16 protein-coding genes are annotated in these 19,937 nt (G+C 63.3%); 7 read left to right on the forward strand and 9 right to left on the reverse strand.

Annotated elements, in window-relative coordinates; translation table 11 throughout:
* Positions 1 to 103: 103 nt before the first annotated feature.
* Complete coding sequence (locus ABIG06_RS08740; protein ID WP_370135620.1) at positions 104 to 4,570, reverse strand: VCBS domain-containing protein; 4,467 nt, start codon at positions 4,568 to 4,570, stop codon at positions 104 to 106.
* A gap of 618 nt (positions 4,571 to 5,188) precedes the next feature.
* Between ABIG06_RS08740 and ABIG06_RS08745 the strand changes: the two genes are divergently transcribed.
* Positions 5,189 to 5,920 (forward strand): transglutaminase-like cysteine peptidase, encoded by a 732-nt coding sequence (locus ABIG06_RS08745; RefSeq protein ID WP_370135622.1) that lies wholly within the window; start codon positions 5,189 to 5,191, stop codon positions 5,918 to 5,920.
* A gap of 226 nt (positions 5,921 to 6,146) precedes the next feature.
* Here the strand turns inward: ABIG06_RS08745 and ABIG06_RS08750 are convergent, their stop codons facing one another.
* From ABIG06_RS08750 to ABIG06_RS08775, 6 genes are all read right to left on the reverse strand, one after another.
* On the reverse strand, positions 6,147 to 7,346 hold the full coding sequence (locus tag ABIG06_RS08750; protein WP_370135623.1) for an ABC transporter substrate-binding protein: 1,200 nt from the start codon (positions 7,344 to 7,346) through the stop codon (positions 6,147 to 6,149).
* A 140-nt stretch (positions 7,347 to 7,486) separates the two neighbouring features.
* The gene (locus ABIG06_RS08755; protein ID WP_370135625.1) at positions 7,487 to 9,325 is read right to left on the reverse strand and encodes an AMP-dependent synthetase/ligase; all 1,839 of its coding nucleotides are present in this window, start codon (positions 9,323 to 9,325) and stop codon (positions 7,487 to 7,489) included.
* Between the two features lie 95 nt (positions 9,326 to 9,420).
* Positions 9,421 to 10,209 carry an ABC transporter ATP-binding protein gene (locus ABIG06_RS08760; protein WP_424578256.1) on the reverse strand — a complete coding sequence of 263 codons (789 nt, stop codon included), beginning with the start codon at positions 10,207 to 10,209 and terminating at the stop codon, positions 9,421 to 9,423.
* 4 nt (positions 10,210 to 10,213) lie between these two features.
* A complete protein-coding gene (locus tag ABIG06_RS08765) occupies positions 10,214 to 10,972 on the reverse strand; it encodes an ABC transporter ATP-binding protein (protein ID WP_124159372.1) in 759 nt (252 codons plus the stop codon).
* Positions 10,969 to 12,120 (reverse strand): branched-chain amino acid ABC transporter permease, encoded by a 1,152-nt coding sequence (locus ABIG06_RS08770; RefSeq protein ID WP_370135628.1) that lies wholly within the window; start codon positions 12,118 to 12,120, stop codon positions 10,969 to 10,971. Before ABIG06_RS08770 ends, ABIG06_RS08765 begins: the two co-directional genes overlap by 4 nt.
* A gap of 5 nt (positions 12,121 to 12,125) precedes the next feature.
* The gene (locus tag ABIG06_RS08775) at positions 12,126 to 13,001 is read right to left on the reverse strand and encodes a branched-chain amino acid ABC transporter permease (RefSeq protein WP_370135629.1); all 876 of its coding nucleotides are present in this window, start codon (positions 12,999 to 13,001) and stop codon (positions 12,126 to 12,128) included.
* Positions 13,002 to 13,263: 262 nt separating this feature from the next.
* Between ABIG06_RS08775 and ABIG06_RS08780 the strand changes: the two genes are divergently transcribed.
* The 6 genes from ABIG06_RS08780 to ABIG06_RS08805 all read left to right on the forward strand — a co-directional run bounded on the left by ABIG06_RS08780 (position 13,264) and on the right by ABIG06_RS08805 (position 17,723).
* Positions 13,264 to 14,013: an ABC transporter ATP-binding protein gene (locus ABIG06_RS08780; RefSeq protein ID WP_370140808.1), complete on the forward strand. Its 750-nt coding sequence runs from the start codon at positions 13,264 to 13,266 to the stop codon at positions 14,011 to 14,013.
* Positions 14,010 to 15,536, forward strand: a complete 1,527-nt coding sequence (locus ABIG06_RS08785) for a permease (protein WP_370135631.1) — start codon at positions 14,010 to 14,012, stop codon at positions 15,534 to 15,536. The genes ABIG06_RS08780 and ABIG06_RS08785 overlap by 4 nt, the downstream gene beginning before the upstream one ends.
* A gap of 69 nt (positions 15,537 to 15,605) precedes the next feature.
* On the forward strand, positions 15,606 to 15,860 hold the full coding sequence (locus ABIG06_RS08790; RefSeq protein ID WP_124159376.1) for an AbrB/MazE/SpoVT family DNA-binding domain-containing protein: 255 nt from the start codon (positions 15,606 to 15,608) through the stop codon (positions 15,858 to 15,860).
* Positions 15,857 to 16,261, forward strand: coding sequence for a type II toxin-antitoxin system VapC family toxin (locus tag ABIG06_RS08795; RefSeq protein ID WP_370135632.1), 405 nt, complete (start codon positions 15,857 to 15,859; stop codon positions 16,259 to 16,261). The genes ABIG06_RS08790 and ABIG06_RS08795 overlap by 4 nt, the downstream gene beginning before the upstream one ends.
* 59 nt (positions 16,262 to 16,320) lie before the next feature.
* Complete coding sequence (locus tag ABIG06_RS08800; protein WP_424578257.1) at positions 16,321 to 17,136, forward strand: MBL fold metallo-hydrolase; 816 nt, start codon at positions 16,321 to 16,323, stop codon at positions 17,134 to 17,136.
* 65 nt (positions 17,137 to 17,201) lie between these two features.
* A complete protein-coding gene (locus ABIG06_RS08805; protein WP_370135633.1) occupies positions 17,202 to 17,723 on the forward strand; it encodes a hypothetical protein in 522 nt (173 codons plus the stop codon).
* 99 nt (positions 17,724 to 17,822) lie between these two features.
* Here ABIG06_RS08805 and ABIG06_RS08810 read toward each other — a convergent pair whose 3' ends face one another.
* Positions 17,823 to 18,272, reverse strand: a complete 450-nt coding sequence (locus ABIG06_RS08810; protein WP_124159380.1) for a cupin domain-containing protein — start codon at positions 18,270 to 18,272, stop codon at positions 17,823 to 17,825.
* A 300-nt stretch (positions 18,273 to 18,572) separates the two neighbouring features.
* On the reverse strand, positions 18,573 to 19,829 hold the full coding sequence (locus ABIG06_RS08815; protein WP_370135636.1) for an aminopeptidase: 1,257 nt from the start codon (positions 19,827 to 19,829) through the stop codon (positions 18,573 to 18,575).
* Positions 19,830 to 19,937: the final 108 nt, after the last annotated feature.

Raw genomic sequence — 19,937 nt, forward strand, 5'->3', positions numbered from 1 at the left:
TGGATTGCCATGACGCAGATGGCGAACTACTCGGCGACAGAGGATAGGGATTTTCTGTCGCGATCAAAGCGGAATAAAGGGCCGCGTGCCCGGACGGAAGTCTCTAACCTACATGAAGGATGAAGTCGCTGGCGTGGAGATCACCGGCGACAGTGTTCTTCAGGAGGACCTTGTCGTTGCCATCGAGCGTGAGCAAAGTGTCGGTGCCCTGCTGCTCCGCGAGCTGGGAGACCTGTGTCCACGACGTGATACTCGTGAACAGCCGTAAATCTATCTTGTCGAGGCCGATTTCGAAGTCGTTCACGGTGTGCTGAACCGCGGTCTGCGACGACGTCGGCGCGAACACGAACTGGTCCTTGGCGCCGCCGCCAATCAGCGTGTCGCTCGAGTTCGTTGCGAAAATGACGTCCTTGCCGTCGGCGCCGGCCAGAGTGATATCCTGGCTGCTCGCTCCCTTGACGAAGATGAAGTTGACCGTGTCGGAGTGGCCGGCCGAGTCGGCAACGGTCAGCGTGATCTGGTCGGTCGCGGGGGGCTGCGGGTAATCGTCGGTGCTGGCGCCTGTCGGGTCGTAGGTGACACCGGCACCGCTGGCGAGGCCGGTGTTGATCTGATCGAGCGAGCCCGTGATCGGATAAACACTGACGCTGCTGACGTCCGGATGCGCAGTCGACAGCGCGACTGTGAAAGTGTCCGCCGCTGCGCCTGGATCGGTGTCGATGACGACAAGATCGCTGATGATGTCGTTGCTGTTCTCGGCGATGTGCTCGACCTGGAAGCTCTCGGTGTCGATGACCGGGCCGCCGGCGGGAGCGGTCACTTCCGTGCCAATGGTGGTGATATCCTGCGAGACTGGAGTTTTGCCGCCGGTGCCGGTAACCGAAAGATCAATCGTCGCCATCGACGGATCAGTCGTGATGGCGCCCGTATAGGTGTCGTCGAGTGCGTGGACTCCCAGCGTGCCCGGCGTCCCGGAGAAGCCATTGGCTGGCACGAACCGGATCAGCGTATCGGGGCTCAGCACCAGCGCGGTCGTGTCGCTGACCGATCCGATATCGACCCATTGATGCGTACCGGCCAGCGCGTACTGCCAGGTGCCCTGCGCCGCGGTGGCCGCATCCGACGTCACGGCGATGGCCTTGAAGGCCGCGCCGGTATCGGCGTCCTGGAACTTGTTCGCAAAGAGATCGGCGATCGCAGCTCCACTCGGGTCGCTCTCGTTACCGGCGATCGCAGCCAGCGTGGCGTTGCCGAGCGTCGGCGCGTCGTTCACGCCGTTGATCGTGACCGTCACGTCCTGAGAGACCTGGGCGCCATGATCGTCGGTGAAGGTGACGGTGTAGACCTGGGTGATGGTCTGGCCCTGCGCCAGCGACTGCAGCACCGCATTGCTATTGTCGAGCGTGAAATGCCAGCCCAGCGTCGCGCCGACGTTGGTGTCGGTATTGAACTCGTCAACTGCGCAGTCGATCGAGAAGGTGCCGAGCGGCGTGCCTGTGGCGAAGCCCGGAAGCTGAACGCTCGACGTGGATGATTTGAAGACGGCATCCGCCGTATGGGTATCGATCAGGTCGAGATCCTGAATCGCCAGCGTACCACAGATCGACAACGTCGAACTGGCATCTCCGGTCACCGCTCCAGTAGCATCTGCGGCGCTGCTGGTGACGGTCGGCGCGTCGTTGACGCCGTTGATCGTGACGGTGACGTCCTGCGTGACCATCCCACCATGATGGTCGTCGATCGTGACGGTGTAGACTTGGGTGATGGTCTGGCCCTGCGCCAGCGACTGCAGCACCGCATTGCTGTTGTCGAGCGTGAAATGCCAGCCCAGCGTCGCGCCGTTGTCGGTGTCGGTGTTGGATTCGTACACCGACGGATCAATCGTGAAGCAGCCGAGCGGCGTGCCGTCGTCGAAGCCCGGCAGATGTACGCTCGACGTCGAAGACTTGAACACGGCCTGCGCGGCATGAGTGTCGATCAGGTCGAGATCCTGGATCGCCAGTGTGCCGCAGATCGAGAGTGTCGGGCCCGCGTCCTCGATGACACAGCCCTTCGCCGCGTCTTCATGGCTCGTGACGGTCGGGGCATCGTTGGTCCCCGTGATGGTGACCGTGACATCTTTGGTGACCGTCCCACCGTGATGGTCGTCGACCGTAACGGTGTAAACCTGCGTGACAGTCTGGTCTTCGGCCAGCGACTGCAACACCGGGTCGTTATTGTCGATCGTAAGTGTCCAGCCGACCGATCCTCGCGAGCTGACGCCGGGACTCTCGCTCACCGACGTTAGCGCGAACGTGCCGATATGCGAGGTGCCATCGCTGAATCCAGGCAGGTGCGCGCTCGACGTCGTCGACTTCAGCTCGAAGCTTGCGGTGTGGGTATCCGTGAGATCGGGATCGTTGAACGTGATGGTACCGTTGGCCACGAGCGTGACCGCCGCATCGTCCTCGGTTACCGCGCCGGTCGGGGTCGTGTCGTCCTCGATGATCGTCGGCACGTCGTTGGTGCCCTCGACATTGACGTCGGCACCATTGATGGAAACCGTGAGCGGCGTGCTGACGATGCCGCCGTGCCCGTCATCGACCTGCACCACGTAATTGAGGATCAGCTTCTCGTCCTCGGCAAGGAAGTCGAAGAGATGGTCGGGAACGCTGTAGGTCCAGGTAGCCGAGCCGTTGTTGCCGTTCCCTGCACCCTGCACCACCGTCAGCGGCACCTTGACGGCTGCAATCGCGGCGAGTTGCTGCGGCGTCAGCGTGGCGGTGATGTCGTTGCCTTCCGCATCGAGATATTTAAACGGCTGAGTGGACGAGAGCTCAGCGCTCACGATCGGCCGGTCCGTCAGATCGACGTCGGTGAAGGTGACCGTGCCGGTGATGACGTCCAGAGCCTCGTTACCGGTCCCGACCTGCTCGATGACGCTGCCACCCGACGTCGCAACGGTAGGCTTGTCGTTCGTACCCGTGATCGTGATGGTGATCGGGATGAACCTGGACTCGGGGTTCACCACGAAATTGGTGTCGACGCGCACCATATAGGTCAGCGTCAGGGTTTCATCGGCGGCGAGGAAGTCGAAGACCTTGTCGGGGATCGTGTAGGTCCAGATCGCCGAGCCGTTGTTCTCGTTGGCGGGGTCGGCAACGACGCTGATCTGGATCTGCGTCGCCGCGATGCCCTGCCTCTGGAGCTCGGTGAGCGAGCCGGTGACGTCCTGCTGACCGGCGCTCTTGTAGACGTAGTTCGGCGCTTCGGCGAGGCTCACCGACACCGTCGGCCGGTCGCCGAGGTTCTGATCGACGAATCTGATCAGGCCGGTGATCGTGTCGGCATGCGTGTCGCCCGTTGTGCCCGCGCGCTCAGTCAGCGCGAAGGCCGTCTTTACGTTGCCCCCGGCGTCGAAGCTTTGCACGATCGGCTGGCCGGGAACACGGGTGGCCTGCTGCGTCGAATTGCCGGGTGCGTCGCGTCCCTGCGGACTGAGATTGACGAATGTCGCGACTGCGACGGAGCCGGCTCCCGACTTGAACACCACGTCCAGGCTGATCGGGGTGATCGTGTCGGTGAAATTCGTGGTCAGCTTGGTGTTGGTGTTGTTGTCGGTGAATTTCAGCGTGAACACGTCCGTGATCAGCTTCTGCACCTCCGGCGACATCAGCGCGTTGGTGATGGAGACGTTGCCGCCGCTGATCTGAATCATCTGGCCGGCCTGGTTCACCGTCGCGATCGGCAGCAGCGTGACCTTGTCGAACAGGATGTAGGAGCCGGTCGTCCCGTTCGGCTCGACCAGCACCTGGAAGCTCGCCTGCGGCTGCGGATCCCCGCCGCCGGCGGGAACGACGAAGTTGATCTGGGTCAGCACCGCCGTGCCGCGGATGCCCATGGTGGCGACCGGCGTGTCGACCTTCATGTCGCCATGCTTGGCGGTTTCGCCGGCGACGAAGGTGATGGTGCCCGCAACCAGGCTGAGCAGCGAGGAGTTGCTCGACCCGTTGGGGTCGTAGACCATCTCGTTCAGCACCATCCGCGCATTGGAGGACAGGCCGAACACGGTGCCGTCGATGAAGGTGATACCGAGCGTCGAATCGGCGCCGGTCGAGACCACGTCGCCCTTCTCGACATTGTCGCCGTTGTTCAGGATGACCGAGACACCGTTGCGAATAGCGGTCGCACTGCCGGAGAGTTTGGTGACGTGACCGATGACCTGGGCCGCAGCGGCGCCGGGTGCGGCCTGGGCGACCTGGACATGGCCGGTGAGAGCGTTGACGACGTCGCCGGTGAGGTGGGCGCCGTCGGGCGAGGCGACCGCGGCGCGCTTGTCGCCCCTGAAATAATCGTGAACCACGAACTCCCGCCCTTCGTGGGACAGCACGAGATCGAGGCCGGCGCGCTTGAACTCGCCGTTGAAGATCAGGTTGGGATCGGGAACAACGAATGCGCCATCAGGCACATGGCCATGCGCCTTTGCGATGAAGGACTTGGCCGCAAAGGAACCGGCATGGACATAGCCAGGTGAACCGGAACCCTGGCCGTCCAAAGACGTCGCGGCGTCAAACTTGCCAGCGTAATTCAACCGGGCACCGTAAAAGGGTTAAAATTTAAGTAAGTATCAGCTACCTAAGCTTGCTTAGCATTACCAAGTCCTTAGCGAAACCACCTATTGCTTGTGTGATATCGCGTCACTTGGCCAAAAGAGCTGCCGCAGGCCGGTGCTTCCCCAGAGGAGCGGAAGTCGTCTTTCAAGCATTCCGAAGTCGAAAGAAGCTTAGATACCCGCATTCCCGGTCACCCCAAGTCGTTCAAAGTAAAAACGGCAAGACAGATACTCGTGTTGTCTTTTCCGAGTGATACCCTGCAGCATCCTGCGGCAAAGACGGAACTAAATCTGTGACCTAACTAACAGAACCCGTGAAATAGCGGCTGTTAGCCATAGGGAACAAATCAGCGGCGACCGCAACTTATGCCTGCAACCGGCTCCGTTTCGCGGCAACGAGGCCGTCCTAGCTTTCGAATCGTAAAATTTTACGCAATTTGGGCAGGCCTGTTTCAGCCTGTCACCCGGTTTTGACGCCCCTGCCGGGCGCGTTAAGCAGACCAAAACGGCGCGCCTCGCACTATCTCCGGGAAAGCAACGAAGCCCGGCACGTCGAGATCGAGAGGGATCTCGCGAAGCCTGGCAAGGGGATGTCAGATGGAGACCGCCGCTCGCTCGCGCGCCTGGCGCGCAATCCTGATCTTGTGCGGCTTGATCCTGCTCGGATCGGCCGCCGAGCTTCGCGCCGGCACGCTGCTGTCGCCGGGCGCCGGCGTCCTCGTGCGCAAATCCGCCGAGCCGTTCGGCGTGTTCGCCTTCGCCATCTCATCCGGCCGCCTCCAGCACAAATGGTCGACGCTGAAGCACGAGCTCGACGGGGACATGGTTCAGCTCGCGCTCTGCGACGGCGACCGGGATAATTGCGTTTCGCCCGCGGCCCTGAAGCTGCTCGCCATCGTCGACCAGGCCCGCGCCCGCGACGGCCGTGCGCGCCTCGGCGAGATCAACCGCGCCGTCAATCTCGCCATCCACGCCGCCAATGACGGCACCGACGACGTCTGGAGCTCACCGCTTGCTACCTTCGCGCGCGGCGCCGGCGATTGCGAGGACTATGCCATCGCCAAGCTCGCCGCGCTGCGGCTGGCGGGCGTTCCTCCCGAAGACCTTCGCATCCTCGTGGTGCGCGACATCCGCGCCGGCGAGGAGCACGCGATTGCTGCTGCACGGCTCGACGGCCACTGGCTGATGCTCGACAATCGCCGCATGGCGATGGTCGAGGACGACGCGACGCGGAGCTATCAGCCGCTGTTCGTGCTCCACCAGTCGGCGGTGATGAAGTATGTCGACGAGCCGGTGCAGGTTTCGGTGGCGGTCGCCGAGACGCGCTGACTGCTCGAAGCTTTCGACACAAGTCAGTCGGCCCGCAATTGCCTAAAGCGCGATGAGATCCGGATGAATCGTCACCGCGCTTTGGATTGTTGCTTGAGCATGATTTTTCCGGAAAACCGCTGCGCACTTTTGCGCATCATGCTCTAGACGCGAACCACGGCACCGCCGGGCTAGTCTAGGTGGCCGCTTTCACCTTCCCTTAAAGGCGAGGGTGAAAGCGAACCGATCAAAACATCAGATTGTCCTTCACCAGCACCCAGCGGCCACCCTTGACCTGTTGCACCTGGGTGATGGTGTTGGCGAGGTGGTCGGTCTTGGAGAACTTGGTCGGCGGCGAGTTGAAGATGTCGAGGAATTTCTCGCCCGACTCGAGCGAGTCCAGCATCTTCTGGCCCGTCAGATCCTTGCCCGCCTTGTTCGCGTAGAACGCAAACGTCATCATCGCGTTGTAGCCGATGATCGCCTGCGTGTTGGCGTCCGCGCCAAACATCTTCTTGTAGTTGACGAGCCAATCCTTCACCTTGCCCTTGGCGGTGTCCTCATAGGGAATCTCGAAGCCGCTGGCGGCATAGAGACCCTCGACGGCTTCCTTGCCCAGCGCCGGGACCTCCATCACGTTGGTGGGGGTGGCACCGAGGAAGGTGACGTCCCAGCCGAGCTTCTTGGCTTCGGACATCGCCCCTATGGTCTCGCGGAGCACGGTGCCGAGCACGACGAGGTCGCAGCCGTCGGACTTCATCTTGGCGATCTGCGCGCTGAAATCGGAGGCGCCGCGCTTGTAGCTCGTGATCGACGCCGGCTGCGCCTTCATGGCGATGAGCTGCTGATTGAAGCCGTCGAGCACGTTCTTACCGTACTCGTCGTCCTGATGCATGATGCAGGGCTTCTTGAAGCCCTTCCATTCCATCATGTATTTCAGCGCGGCCCGCGTGCTCTCGACGTATGGCAGCAGATTGTTGAACTTCAATCGTTCCTGCGGCTTGGCCGGATCGAACTTGAAGGTGAACTCGGCCGCGGTTAGCGGGAAGAGCTGCAGGACGCCGGCATCGAAGAGGATGTCCTGCGCGGCGAGCACCGTCGGCGATCCCATCGGTCCGACCATCGCGAAGATCTTGTCGCGCTCGATCAGTTTTTGCGAAGCCAGCACGGCCTTTTTCGGGTCATAGCCGCTGTCCTCGACGACCAGCCGAATCTTGCGGCCGTTGATCCCGCCGGACGCATTGATCTCCTCGGTTGCCATCTTCATGCCGTTTGCGACCGGGACGCCCCAGCCCTTGATCGGACCCGACAGGTCCTGGTGCGTACCGATGACGATCTCGGTCGCCGAGATGCCTTCGTTGGTGACCTTGGTTTGCGCTGCGGCCGGCAGACAGGTGAGCACCACGGCGCCCACAGCAAGGCCGAATGCGCTGAACGATTTCGACATTGACGTCTCCTCTCCTAAAGGCCCGTGTTGGACGAAGGGCGGGGGCCACGGCTCCTTCGCTTTCTCGAATGGGACGTTTCCTTTTTGCGCATGCCCTTCTCGGAAAACCGGTTCCCACTTTTCCGGGTCATGCGCATGCGTCACGCCACCGCGCGCTCGCGATACATCGCTTCGATCTCGGCAGCGTAGCGTTTGTTCACGAAGCCGCGCTTCAGCTTCATGGTCGGCGTCAGCTCCTCGTCCTCCGGTGTGAGCTGGCGCTCGATCAGGTAGAACCTCTTGATGGTCTCGACACGGGCAAAATTGCCGTTGACTTGTTCGATCTCGCGCCAGATCAGGTCCTGGATTTCCCTCGCTCGGCACAGGCTTGCGTAGTTGGTGAAGGGGATGTCGTGATCCTGGGCGAACTTCTCGACGTTCTCCTGGTCGATCATCACGAGGCAGGTGAGATAGGGCCGCTTGTCGCCGATCACGACCGCATCCGAAATGTAGGGCGAGAACTTGAGCTGGTTCTCGATCTCGGAGGGCGTGATGTTCTTGCCGCCGGAGGTGATGATGATGTCCTTCATCCGGTCGGTGATGCGGACGAAGCCCTCATTGTCGATGGTGCCGACGTCGCCGGTGTGCAGCCAGCCGCGGGAATCGATCGTCTCCACAGTCTTCTCCGGCTGGTTCAGATAGCCCATGAACAGGAAGTCGCCCTTGATCAGGATCTCGCCGTCAGGCGACAGGGCGACCTCGCCCCAGGGCACCGCGGTGCCGACCGAGCCGAGCTTGATCCTGTCCGCCGGCATCATGGTGGCGACTCCGCAATTCTCGGTCTGGCCGTAGACCTCGTGCACGTCGATGCCGAGCGCCAGATACCAGCGGATCAGTTCCGGCGCGATCGGCGCCGCGCCGGTGAACGCGATGCGGCAACGGTCGAGCCCGATCATGCGGCGAATGTTGCGGAACGCGACCTGGTAGGCGATGCGGTTGGCAAGACGCAGCGACAGCGGCGGCGCCCTGCCCTCGAGGCGGCAATCGACCATGCGGTAGCCGATGCCGATCGCGCGCCGATAGACCCATTGCTGCAGCGGCGTCGCATCCTTCAGCGCGATGGTGATGGCGGAGTAGAACTTTTCCCAGATGCGCGGCACCGCGAGGAAGACGGTCGGCTGCACCTCGCGCAAATTGTCCGGCACGGTTTCCGGGCTCTCGGCGAAATTCATCACCGAGCCGAGCGCGACCGAGATGTAGTAGCCGCCGATGCGTTCGGCGACATGGCAGAGCGGCAGGAAGATCAGCCGGTCTTCGTCCTCCCGCGCCGGGATGAAATCGTTGGCGTGCCGCATCTGGTGCGTGACGCTGCGGTTGGCGTGCATCGCGCCCTTGGGCGGACCGGTCGTGCCGGACGTATAGACGAGGATCGCGAGATCGCCGGCGCCGCGGCTGTCGATCATCTCCTGCCACAGCGCTTCGCGGCCGACCATGTGGTTGCGGCCGAGCGCGCGAAACTCGTCGATCGACATCACCATGTCGTCGGAGAAGCCGCTAAGGCCTTCCATGTCGAAGATGATGATCTTCTGCAGGGACGGGCAACGTGCGCGGCAGGCGAGGATCTTGTCGAGCTGCTCCTCGTCCTCGGCGAAGATCACCTTGGTGCGGGAATCGTTGACGAGATACTCGACCTGGGACGAGGAATCGGTCGGATAGATTCCGGAGGAGACGCCGCCGGCACACAGGATGCCCGTGTCGGCGTGGACCCATTCCGGAACCGCGTTGGCGACGATGGAGGCGACTTCGCCCGGCATGAATCCGATCGCACGGAGCGCGTACGCAATCTCCTTCGAGATTTCCAGCCATTCGCGCCAGCTCGTCGGTTGCCAGATGCCGAATTTCTTCTCGCGGATCGCCGGGCTGTCGCCCCGCGTCTCGGCGGCCCGCAAGAAGCTCTTCGCGATCGTGTCAGCGACCGTCAGCACCGCCGGTCGGGCCATGCGCCTCTCCTCCCTCCTTGTCGCCGGCCTCCGCTGCCTGCCTTGCCGGCGGTCTATGTTGCGGATGGCAAGCTCATCTTACTGCCAGCTCTTCCTCACCGCCACGTCTTCTTCTTTTTCCAGCGCCGCTCGCCTCGCGCGCCCGCTTCCTTGGCGCCAAGGTAGAACTCCTGGATGTCCTGGGAATGCATCAAGCGGTCGCAGCTGTCGTTCATTACGATACGGCCGATCTCCAGCGCATAGCCGTAATGTGCGGTCTCCAGCGCCACCTTGGCGTTCTGCTCGACCAACAGGATCGACATGCCCTGCTCCTCGTTGACGCGGCGGATGATGGTGAAGATCTCCTTCACCAGTAGCGGCGACAGGCCGAGCGAGGGCTCGTCGAGCAGGAGCAGCGTCGGCCGGTTCATCAGCGCACGCCCGATCGCGAGCATCTGCTGCTCGCCGCCCGAGAGCTGGCCGGCCGGCTGGTTGATGCGCTCCTTCAGGCGCGGGAAATAGCCGTAGACGCGCTCCAGATCCTCCGCCACGCCGTCCCTGTCCTTGCGCGGATAGGCGCCCATCATCAGGTTTTCGCGCACGGAAAGGAACGGGAACACCTCGCGCCCCTCCGGCACGTGGCTGAGGCCGAGACGCACGATGCGGTCGGCTTCCATGCGCTGGATCGGCCTGCCCAGAAATTCGATCGTCCCCTTCTGCGGGTCGAGGATGCCTGAGATGGTCTTCAGCACCGTGGTCTTGCCGGCGCCGTTGGCGCCCAGCAACGTGACGATGCGGCCGCGCGGCACCTCCAGCGAGATGCCGCGGATGGCCATGATCGGCCCGTAATAGCTCTCGATGTTCGAGAGCTTCAGGATGGTCTCGGGCGTCGCGGTCGCGTCCATTGCGTCAGGCTCCCAGATACGCAGCGACGACGTCGGGGTGCTGCTGCACCTCGGCCGGCGAGCCCATCGCCAGCACCCGTCCGTAGTTCAGCGCGATGACGCGGTCGGAGACGCGGTTGACCAGCGACATGTCGTGTTCGACCATCAGCACGGTGACGCCGAGCTCGTTCTTCAGGTCGCGGATCCAGAACGACATGTCGTCGGTCTCCTCGACATTGAGACCGGAGGACGGCTCGTCGAGCAGGATCAGCTTCGGCTCCGAGCACAACGCCCGCGCCAGCTCGATGACCTTGCGCACGCCGTAGGGCAGGCCCGAGATCAGCTTGTCGCGATAGGGTTCGAGATCGAGGAACTCGATGACTTGCTCGACCCGGCGTCGATGCACCTTCTCGTTGGCCCGCACGCTCGGCAGGAACAGCAGCTCCTGCCAGAGCTGCGTCGTCGAGTGCCGGTGGCGGCCAACCAGGAGGTTCGACAGCACGGTCGCGTTCTCGAACAGCTCGATGTTCTGGAAGGTGCGCGCAATGCCGAGCTTGGCGATGTCGTAGGGCGGCTCCTCGGTGATGTCCTGGTCCTCGAAGAAGATGCGGCCCGAGGTCGGCCGGTAGATCCGCGAGATCAGGTTGAAGATCGAGCTCTTGCCTGCGCCGTTAGGCCCGATGATCGAGAGGATCTCGCCCTTCTCGACCGCGAACGAGACCGCGTCGACGGCCTTGAGGCCGCCGAAATGCAGCGACAGGTTCTCGGCGCGAAAATAGCTCATCGGTTGCGCTCCGACTTCACGTAGATCTTCTGCCGCTTGAAGGTGGCGCGCTTGTAGAGCGGGAACAGCTGGAAGAAGAGCTTGATCTTGAGCCAGCGGCCGTAGAGCCCGAGGGGCTCGAACAGCACGAACAACACGATGATGATGCCGTAGATCGCGCCTTTCAGGCCGTTGAGCGATGCGAAAGCCGCGACGCTCGACTGGATGCTTCCCGCGGTGGCCGGGCCAGCGCCGAAGGTCGCGGCGATGCCGGCGATGATGCCGGGCATGTCGTCCTTGAGATAGGTGAGGAACGGGTCGATCATCACGATGAAGATCGCGCCCAGCACCGCACCATGCAGGCTGAAGGTGCCGCCGATCAGGATCACGATGATGAACTCGATCGAGAGCTGCAGCGTGAACATCTCCGGCGAGATGAAGGAGAGCTTGTGCGCGAACAGAACGCCGGCAAAACCGGTGATCGCCGCCGAAATGGCAAAGGACTTCACCTTGTAGAGCGCGACATTGACGCCCATGCTGCGCGCCGCCGTTTCGCTGTCGCGGATCGCGACAAAGGCACGGCCGGTCGGCGAGCGCAGCAGGTTTAGCGTGCCGACGATGGTCAGCACCAGCACGGCAAGACAGAGGTAATAGAAGGTCGGACTGTCGCGCGGCACGGTGACGCCGAGCAGCGACAGCGTCTTGACCCGCATGCCCTCGTTGCCATGCGTGACGCTCTCCCAGCGCGCCAGGATCTCCTCGACGATCAGGGCAAAGGAGATGGTGGCGATGACGAGATAAATGCCGGTGAGCCGCAGGGCAGGAAAGCCGACCATCGCGCCGATGATGCCGGTCAAGAGTCCGGCGGCGAGGAAGTAGACCGGGAACGGCACGTTGTATGTCTGCAAATAGGCCGCGGTGTAGGCCCCGATCGCGAGGAACGCAGCGTGCCCGAGCGAAGCCTGGCCGGTGAAGCCGGTCAGGATCAAGAGCGCCACGCCGACGATTGCATAGATGCAGACGAAGACGAGCTGGCTCATCAGATAGCTGGAGAGCACATAGGGCGCGATCAGCAGCAGCGCGAGCAGGATGCCGTAGGACACGACGTAGCCCGAATGCGGGAACAGCTTGATGTCGTCTTCGTAGTCGGTCTTGAACAGGAAGCGCATGGCGTTCAGACCTTCTTGCGGACGTGGAGGCCGAACAAGCCTTCGGGCTTCAAGAGCAACACGGTCAGCAGCACGACATAGGGCGCGACGTCCTTCCAGCCTTCGGGCAGGTAGAAGCCGGCCATGCTCTCGATCACGCCGATCAGGACGCCGCCGACCACGGCGCCCGGGATCGAGCCGAAGCCGCCGAGCACGGCGGCAGGAAACGCCTTGAGGCCGAGCACGAGACCGACATTCGAGTGGATGAAGGTGATGGGCGCCAGCAGCACGCCGGCGCAGGTCGCGACCGCCGCGCTGATCGCCCAGACGACCGACACCACGCGCTTGACCGGAATGCCCATATAGTAGGCTGCGAGCATGTTCTCGGAGCTGGCGCGCATCGCGGTGCCAAGCGTGGTCTTGTTGAAGAACAGCCACAGCAGCGTGCACAGGATCATCGTCGCCGCGATCACCGAGAGCTTGTCGTAGGCGACCACCAGCGAGCCCATCCGCAGCACGCCCTGGCTGAACGGCGTCTCGATCTTCAGGTCGTCGGTGCCCCAGATCATGCCGGCGACCGAGCGCAGGAAATAGCCCAGCCCAATCGTTGCCATGATGATCGAGAACTGTGGATAGCCGAGGATCGGCCGCACCACGACGCGCTCCGCCACCATGCCGAACAGAGCCATCGCCGCCACCGCACCGGCAAAGCCGATCCAGTAGTTCAGGCCCATCATGCCGATGAAGGTGAAGGCGAAGAAGCCGCCCAGCATCATCAGGTCGCCCTGGGCGAAGTTGACGACCTCGGTGGCCTTGTAGACGAGCACGAAGCCGAGCGCGATCAGGCCGTAGACGCAGCCGAGCGCAACACCGCTGACCAGCTGCTGAACAAAATCCAGCATCGACGCGCGTCCTCCCGATGCAGCCGGCGGTTCTTCCTGACCGCCTCGCCGCATCTTGTGTCCAGTCGCTACGCAGTCGTTTCGCTGCGTTAGCGCCATTTGTCCCGGCGCCAATTCAGCCTGAACGCCCGCGTGCTGTCAACAAACGGTGACTTGCCTTTGGTCGATCCCGGATGAGGAATTTGCGTCAAAACGATTCACCGTGCCGAAATATCTTCGGGGCATGGTCTCGGAGCATGCAAAACCGGATGGTGTGGCCATCATGAAGCCGGACGACTCGGCGCTGGAAGTCCGAGGGTTAACGAAGCGTTTTGACCGTCCGGCGGTCGACAGCCTCGATCTCACCATTGATGCCGGCGAATTCTACGCGCTGGTCGGCCCCAACGGCGCCGGCAAGACCACGACGTTGCGCATGGTTGCGGGCCTGCTGCGCCCCGATGCCGGCGCGGTCTCGATCTTCGGCATCGATGCGCTGCAAAACCCGGTTGCCGCCAAGCAGGCAATGGCTTGGGTCTCCGACGAGCCCATGATCTACGACAAGCTGACCCCGCTCGAATATCTCGAGTTCGTCGCCGGGCTCTGGGGCATCACCCCATCGGCCTCGGAACCGGCGGCGCAAGAGCTGCTCTTCTCGCTCGGGCTCGAGGCGCACAGGCACGAGCGCTGCGAGGGCTTTTCCAAGGGCATGCGCCAGAAGGTCGCTCTCGCAGGGGCACTGGTGCACGATCCCCGCCTCATCATTCTCGATGAGCCGCTGACGGGGCTCGATGCCGTCTCAGCACGCCACGTGAAGGGCCTGCTCAGCGAGCGCGTCCGCACCGGCTGCACCGTCATCATGACCACGCATATTCTCGAGGTCGCCGAGCGCATGGCCGACCGCATCGGCGTGATCGCGTCCGGGCGCCTGGTCGCCGAAGGTACGCTCACCGAGCTGCGTCAGCAGAACGGTCATGCCGACACCAGCCTGGAGGATCTCTTCATCGCGCTGGTGACGCTTCAGGCCGCAGCATGAACTCGGCGACGGCGCTGTCGTGGTTTGCCCGCCACGAGCTGCGGCTCGCCTGGCGCGAATGGTTCGCCATGATGACCGGCGGGCGGCGCAAGCGGGCGCGCGCTACCGTCATCGGCCTGCTCTGCTTCGCCGCGCTGCTGCACCTGCCGGCCTGGGCGGTGATCGGCCGTTTCGCCGACCTGCAGCTGCCGCTCGACAAGTCCTCGCTGATCGTGATTTCGGCGACGATCCTTTTCGCCTGGACCTTGATGCTGTCGCAGGCAATCGAATCGGTGACGCGGGTGTTCTACGCCCGCGCCGATCTCGACCTGATCATGTCCTCGCCGGCGCGGCTCGCCAATCTGTTCTCGGTCCGCATCGCCGCCATCGCGCTGACCGTCACCGTGCTCGCGCTGCTGTTCTCGACACCGTTCATCGACGTGCTGGTGATCGGCGGCGGCGCGCGCTGGCTTGCCGCCTTCGGCGTCGTCGTTGCGATGGCCCTGTCGGCCGCGGCGATCGCGATCGCCGTCACCATTCTCTTGTTCCGCCTGATCGGCCCGGCGCGAACGCGCCTGATCGCCCAGATTCTCGCCGCGATCATCGGCGCGGGCTTTGTGATCGCGGTCCAGGTCGCGGCCATCATGTCCTACGGCACGCTGTCGCGCTTCACCATTCTGACCTCGGGGAGCCTTGCCGCCTACGCGCCCGAAATCGACAGCATCTGGTGGTGGCCGGCGCGGGCAACGATGGGCGACCATGAGGCCCTGCTGCTGCTTCTCGCGCTGGCTCTCGTGCTGCTCGGCGGCGTGATGGCGATCTTCTCGCACCGCTTCGCCGACACCGCGATCGATGCGGCGGCGCATGGCGCATCCGGCCGCGTCCGCACCAGAAAGCGCCCGTTCCGTGGCGGTTCGCGCCAGCAGGCGCTGCGACGGAAGGAGTTCATGCTGCTCTGGCGCGATCCCTGGCTGATCTCGCAGACTCTGATGCAGCTGCTTTATCTGGTGCCGCCGGCCTTGCTGCTCTGGCGCAACTTTGCCGACAGCTCCGCGGCGCTGACGCTGATCACGCCTGTCATCGTGATGGCGGCCGGACAGCTGGCCGGCGGGCTGGCCTGGCTGACGATCTCGGGCGAGGACGCCCCTGACCTCGTCGCCACAGCGCCGCTGATGTCATCCAGCGTCATCCGCGCCAAGATCGACGTGGTGCTGATCGCAATCGCCGTGATCTTCAGCCCTCTGGTCGCGGCGCTGGCCTTCGCCTCGCCGTTCCAGGCGGCCATCAGCGCCGGCGCGATCGTCATCGCCGCGGCCTCGGCGACGGCGATCCAGCTCTGGTTCCGGGTGCAGGCCCGGCGCAGCCAATTCCGCCGCCGCCAGACCTCGTCGCGGCTGGCGACCTTCGCCGAGGCCTTCTCCTCGATCGGCTGGGCGGCGAGCGCGGCCCTGCTGCTCGCCCTGCCCTTGGCCGGCCTCATCAGCGGCCTGATTACCGCGGGCCTCGTCGCGATCACTTGGAAGTTCAGCCCGAGACGAGAGTGAGGGCGGAAATGGTTTCCCTTGAAAGTAAGGCTAAATTGCCTTACTAATTGACGCAACAAGGAGACGCGGATGAGCACGCTGACCGTCACCGCGAAGGGGCAGGTTACGCTCCGCAAGGACCTCCTGGAGCACCTTGGCGTGCATCCGGGCGACAAGATCTCGATCGAGAAACTCCCCGGAGGACGGGTCGAGGTGAAAGCCGCGCGACCCGCCGGGAAGATCTCGGATGCCTTCGGTTTCCTGAAAGGAAAGACCAACAATCGATCGCTGTCGATCGAGGAAATGAACGAGGTCATCGCCGAGGGCTGGGCCGGCAAGCGGTGAAGATAACACCCGACACCAATGTCCTGGTGCGAATTTTGGTCCGCGATCATGCTGAACAGAGCAAAGTGGCCGAAGCCCTTCTCGAGAAGGCCGACCTCATCGCCATTTCGATCCCCGCATTATGTGAACTGACCTGGGTTCTCTCTCGCGGCTACGAGACGTCGGCTGCCGACATCGCGGCTTCGATCCGGCACTTGATCGATGCTTCCAATACGGTCGTAGACCGGCCCGCGGCCGAAGCCGGATTGGCGTTCCTCGACGCCGGAGGTGATTTCGCTGATGGCGTCATCGCCCACGAGGGCAACTGGCTTGGAGCCGAGACCTTCGTCTCCTTCGACAACAGGGCCGTGAAACTGATCGAGGCGAGCGGCGGATTGGCGCGATTGGCCGGCGGCACATGACGCCAGGACCATTCGTCGCTACACTCGAAATGTCGGTGATGAGTGGCGGACGGTGCTTCATGTCTCGATTGGTGCTGACGGCTATTGCCTTCCTCGGATGGTTGATGGCTCCTGCGCTGGCCCAGCAGCCGCTTCAACGCAGCGAATGCCTCGCGATGGCGAACGCGGCTCCCCGCGCGCTGCCGGCCGCGTTCCAGCGGGCCGCAGCAGCGAGCGAGGTCGAGATCACCTATGCCGGCCATTCCACTTATTTCATCGACACGCCCGCCGGCCTGCGCATCGCGACCGACTATAGCGGCGCATACCAGGTGGGACGATTGCCCGACGTCGTCACCATGAACCGGGCGCACAGCACGCACTATTCCTTGTATCCCGACAAGCGCATTCCCCATGTGCTGCATGGGTGGAGCGATGACGGCAAGCCGGCGATCGTGTCGCAGCGCATCAGCGACACCTTCATCCGCAATGTCACGACCGACATCCGCCGCTATTTCGCCGACGATGCCGGCAGCGACATGATCCGCGACGGCAATTCCATCTTCATCTTCGAGGCCGCCGGCCTCTGCATCGGCCATCTCGGCCACCTCCACCACAAGCTGGACGACAGCCATTTCGCCCAGATCGGACGGCTCGACATCGTGATGGTGCCGATCGACGGCACCTACACCATGTCATTGGACGGCATCTCCGAAATTACCAAGCGGCTGCGCGCCTCGGTGGTGCTGCCGATGCATCGCTTCGCCACCCCGCTCGACGACTTCATGCGCCGGATCGGCCAGCAGTTCGAGATCGACCGGCGCATAGAGCGCTCGTTCCGGATGTCGCGCGATGCGCTGCCGCCGAAGCCGACCGTGATCATCCTCGACGGGGTCTGAGGCGCAATTTTCTCCAAGCCGACTGTCGACCTTTGGTGCTGATCTCCTCGCGACAGGAGATCGACATGACCGATTTTGCGAGATTGTTGCACGCGGACGGACCGAATCCCGAGCACGCAGCGGCGCTTCAGCTTTACGGCCGCTTCGTCGGCGACTGGGATGCCGAGATCACGGCCCACGGGCCCGGCGGAACGAAACACGTGGCGCCCGGCGAGATCCATTTTGGCTGGGTGCTGGAAGGGCGCGCCGTGCAGGACGTCTGGATCATCCCCCGCGCTGCAGACGGGGCCGCCTTCCCGATCGCCGGAAACTGGTACGGCACGACGCTGCGCGTCTATGACCCCGCCATTTCCGCGTGGCGGATCTCCTGGTTCGATCCCGCGCGCTGCGTGTTCCGCCAGCAGATCGGCCGCCCGCGCGGCAAGGACATCGTGCAGGAAGGCACCACCGAAGCCGGCGAGCTGACGCGCTGGAGCTTCACCGGGATCAGCCAGGACTCCTTCCATTGGCTCGGCGAGGCCAAGTCCGCAGCAGCACGGGATTGGCGGTTAATGGTGGAGGTCAGAGCACGACGGCGCAGGCCATAGGCTGGCCATGATATCGAAACGAAAAGAGGGGCCGGGATCTTGATCCCGCCCCTCTTCGTCGTGGCCGCTGGGAAGCGTCCTTGAAGCGCTATGTCCGCTTTAACCGGCACCCATCAGCGAGGCCGGACGGCGCTCGCCGGTGGAGACGAACATCTTCTTCAGCTTGTTGACGACGCGGATCAGGAAGCCGATCATCACCGGATTGGTCTTGCGGCAGAACGCGATCTTCTTGACGTGCCCTTCGACGTGCCATTTGGCATGTGCGCCGTCGCGGAAGAAGATGACATCGCCGGGCCCGTAGCGCTTGGGCGGCATGCCGTCGCTTTCGAGCACGATCGATCCTTCCATGATCATGATCGTCTCGTCGATGTCGTAGTACCAGTTGAAGCGTCCTTCGGTGCAGTGCCAGATGATGGTCTGGGCGGTGCCGTCGGCGCTGGTCGACAGGACGCGGGAGCTTGATACCGGATTGCCCTCGATGATCCAGGACGGCTCGATCGGCCGCAGCTCGAGGTCCACATTGAAATTGCCGACTTCAATCAATGACATCTGCTTCCTCGGGAAATGATATTTGCGGCCGAATCTCGGCCGGGAGTGTCTCGAAAGATGCTCGGACGCTAGTCGCCCGTTTCTAATTCTTTCTTACATCGATTTCGAAAATCTACCGGAAGCGACAGGTGCAAACGGTTAACGTCGCAATTCCCTTGCAAATCCGCGAACATGACCCGGTCCTTCCCGGGTGCGACAAAGCGCGCAACGGCACTGGGACGAAGCCCGGCAACGCCGTTGCGGCCGATGCACCGGCCGCGGCGGCGCGGCTCGTCCGCTACCGAAGAGAGTTACCGCAGGCTACTTCGCCCACTCGCCCTTGCGGAACACCGGCACCTTGCTGCCGTCCGCCAAAATGCCGTCGATATCCGTCTCGGCCGAGCCGATCATCCAGTCGATATGGATCAGGCTCTGGTTGCCGCCTTGCGCCGCGATCTGCTGCGGCGTGAGCTGGGCGCCGTTGACGAAGCATTTCGAATAGCACTGGCCGAGCGCGATGTGAGACGCTGCGTTCTCGTCGAACAACGTGTTGTAGAACAACAGCCCGCTCTGGGAGATCGGCGAAGAATGCGGCACCAGCGCCACTTCGCCGAGGCGCCGGGCGCCCTCGTCGGTGTCGAGCACCTTGTTCAGCACCTCGGCGCCGCGCGAGGCTTTTGCGTCGACGATCTTGCCGTCCTCGAAGCGCACGGCGATGTTGTCGATCAGCGTGCCTTGATAGGACAGCGGCTTCGAGCTCACGACATGGCCGTAGACCCGGCGGCAATGCGGCGTGGTGAAGACCTCTTCGGTCGGGATATTGGCGTTACAGCTGATGCCGTTCTTGGAGAGCGAGGCGCCGCCTTCCCATTCGTGGCCGTCGGCAAGTCCGATGGTGAGGTCGGTGCCGGGACCCGAATATTGCAGCGCGCGAAAGCGCTGGCCATTGAGCCAGTTGGTGCGCTCGCGCAGCACCGCATTGTGGCTCGCCCAATTGCCCATCGCGTCCTCGCGATCGACGCGGGACGCGGCGAAAATCGCATCCGCGAGCTTGCCGACCGCGACGTCCTGGGGATCATCCGGGAACACCAGCTTCGCCCAGGACGGGCTCGGATAGGCGATGATGTTCCAGTTGGTGTCGAAATTGACGATCTTCTCCAGCGCGGGCTGATAGGCCATCGAATTCGCCTTGCTCGCGCGCGCCACCTTGGAGGGATCCTCGCCCGACAGCAGCATCGGGTTGTCGCCGACGATGGCGAGCCGTGCGGTGTTGTCCGAGAACGCCTTGGCCATGCCCTCGTAGAGCCAGCCGGCGGCACGATCGAAACTGGCGTCGTGGCCATGGCGATAGCGCGCCAGCGTCATCTCCTCGTCCGACAGGATCGGCGTCACGAGGCCCGCGCCGGCCTTGTAGGCATGCACGGCGATCCGCCGCACCAGCGGCAGCGCGATCGCGGGCGCCGTCAGAAGCAGATCCTGTCCCGGCCGCAAGCCCAGGCCCACCTTCACCGCCACCTCGGCCAGCCGGTCGAGCTTCGCGGGATCGATGGGAGTGGCGATATTGCGTTGGTCAGTCATGCCGGGCCCTCTGCCGAAAGTCTCTCGCTCAATCTAAGTCTAGCATCGCAAGACACAAGTGTGCGAGCGTCTTGCAACGCACGAAAGATACGCAGTTTCACGCATTTT

This window comes from Bradyrhizobium sp. USDA 326, assembly GCF_049739485.1.
In the GTDB taxonomy this organism is placed as follows: Bacteria; Pseudomonadota; Alphaproteobacteria; order Rhizobiales; family Xanthobacteraceae; genus Bradyrhizobium.

Coding starts and splice junctions, on each gene's coding strand:
- ABIG06_RS08815 (WP_370135636.1), bottom strand. CDS start 19,829: ATGACTGACCAACGCAATATCGCCACTCCCATCGATCCCGCGAAGCTC.
- ABIG06_RS08775 (WP_370135629.1), bottom strand. CDS start 13,001: ATGCTGGATTTTGTTCAGCAGCTGGTCAGCGGTGTTGCGCTCGGCTGC.
- ABIG06_RS08780 (WP_370140808.1), top strand. CDS start 13,264: ATGAAGCCGGACGACTCGGCGCTGGAAGTCCGAGGGTTAACGAAGCGT.
- ABIG06_RS08765 (WP_124159372.1), bottom strand. CDS start 10,972: ATGAGCTATTTTCGCGCCGAGAACCTGTCGCTGCATTTCGGCGGCCTC.
- ABIG06_RS08785 (WP_370135631.1), top strand. CDS start 14,010: ATGAACTCGGCGACGGCGCTGTCGTGGTTTGCCCGCCACGAGCTGCGG.
- ABIG06_RS08760 (WP_424578256.1), bottom strand. CDS start 10,209: ATGGACGCGACCGCGACGCCCGAGACCATCCTGAAGCTCTCGAACATC.
- ABIG06_RS08745 (WP_370135622.1), top strand. CDS start 5,189: ATGGAGACCGCCGCTCGCTCGCGCGCCTGGCGCGCAATCCTGATCTTG.
- ABIG06_RS08805 (WP_370135633.1), top strand. CDS start 17,202: ATGACCGATTTTGCGAGATTGTTGCACGCGGACGGACCGAATCCCGAG.
- ABIG06_RS08800 (WP_424578257.1), top strand. CDS start 16,321: ATGTCTCGATTGGTGCTGACGGCTATTGCCTTCCTCGGATGGTTGATG.
- ABIG06_RS08770 (WP_370135628.1), bottom strand. CDS start 12,120: ATGCGCTTCCTGTTCAAGACCGACTACGAAGACGACATCAAGCTGTTC.
- ABIG06_RS08755 (WP_370135625.1), bottom strand. CDS start 9,325: ATGGCCCGACCGGCGGTGCTGACGGTCGCTGACACGATCGCGAAGAGC.
- ABIG06_RS08810 (WP_124159380.1), bottom strand. CDS start 18,272: ATGTCATTGATTGAAGTCGGCAATTTCAATGTGGACCTCGAGCTGCGG.
- ABIG06_RS08750 (WP_370135623.1), bottom strand. CDS start 7,346: ATGTCGAAATCGTTCAGCGCATTCGGCCTTGCTGTGGGCGCCGTGGTG.
- ABIG06_RS08790 (WP_124159376.1), top strand. CDS start 15,606: ATGAGCACGCTGACCGTCACCGCGAAGGGGCAGGTTACGCTCCGCAAG.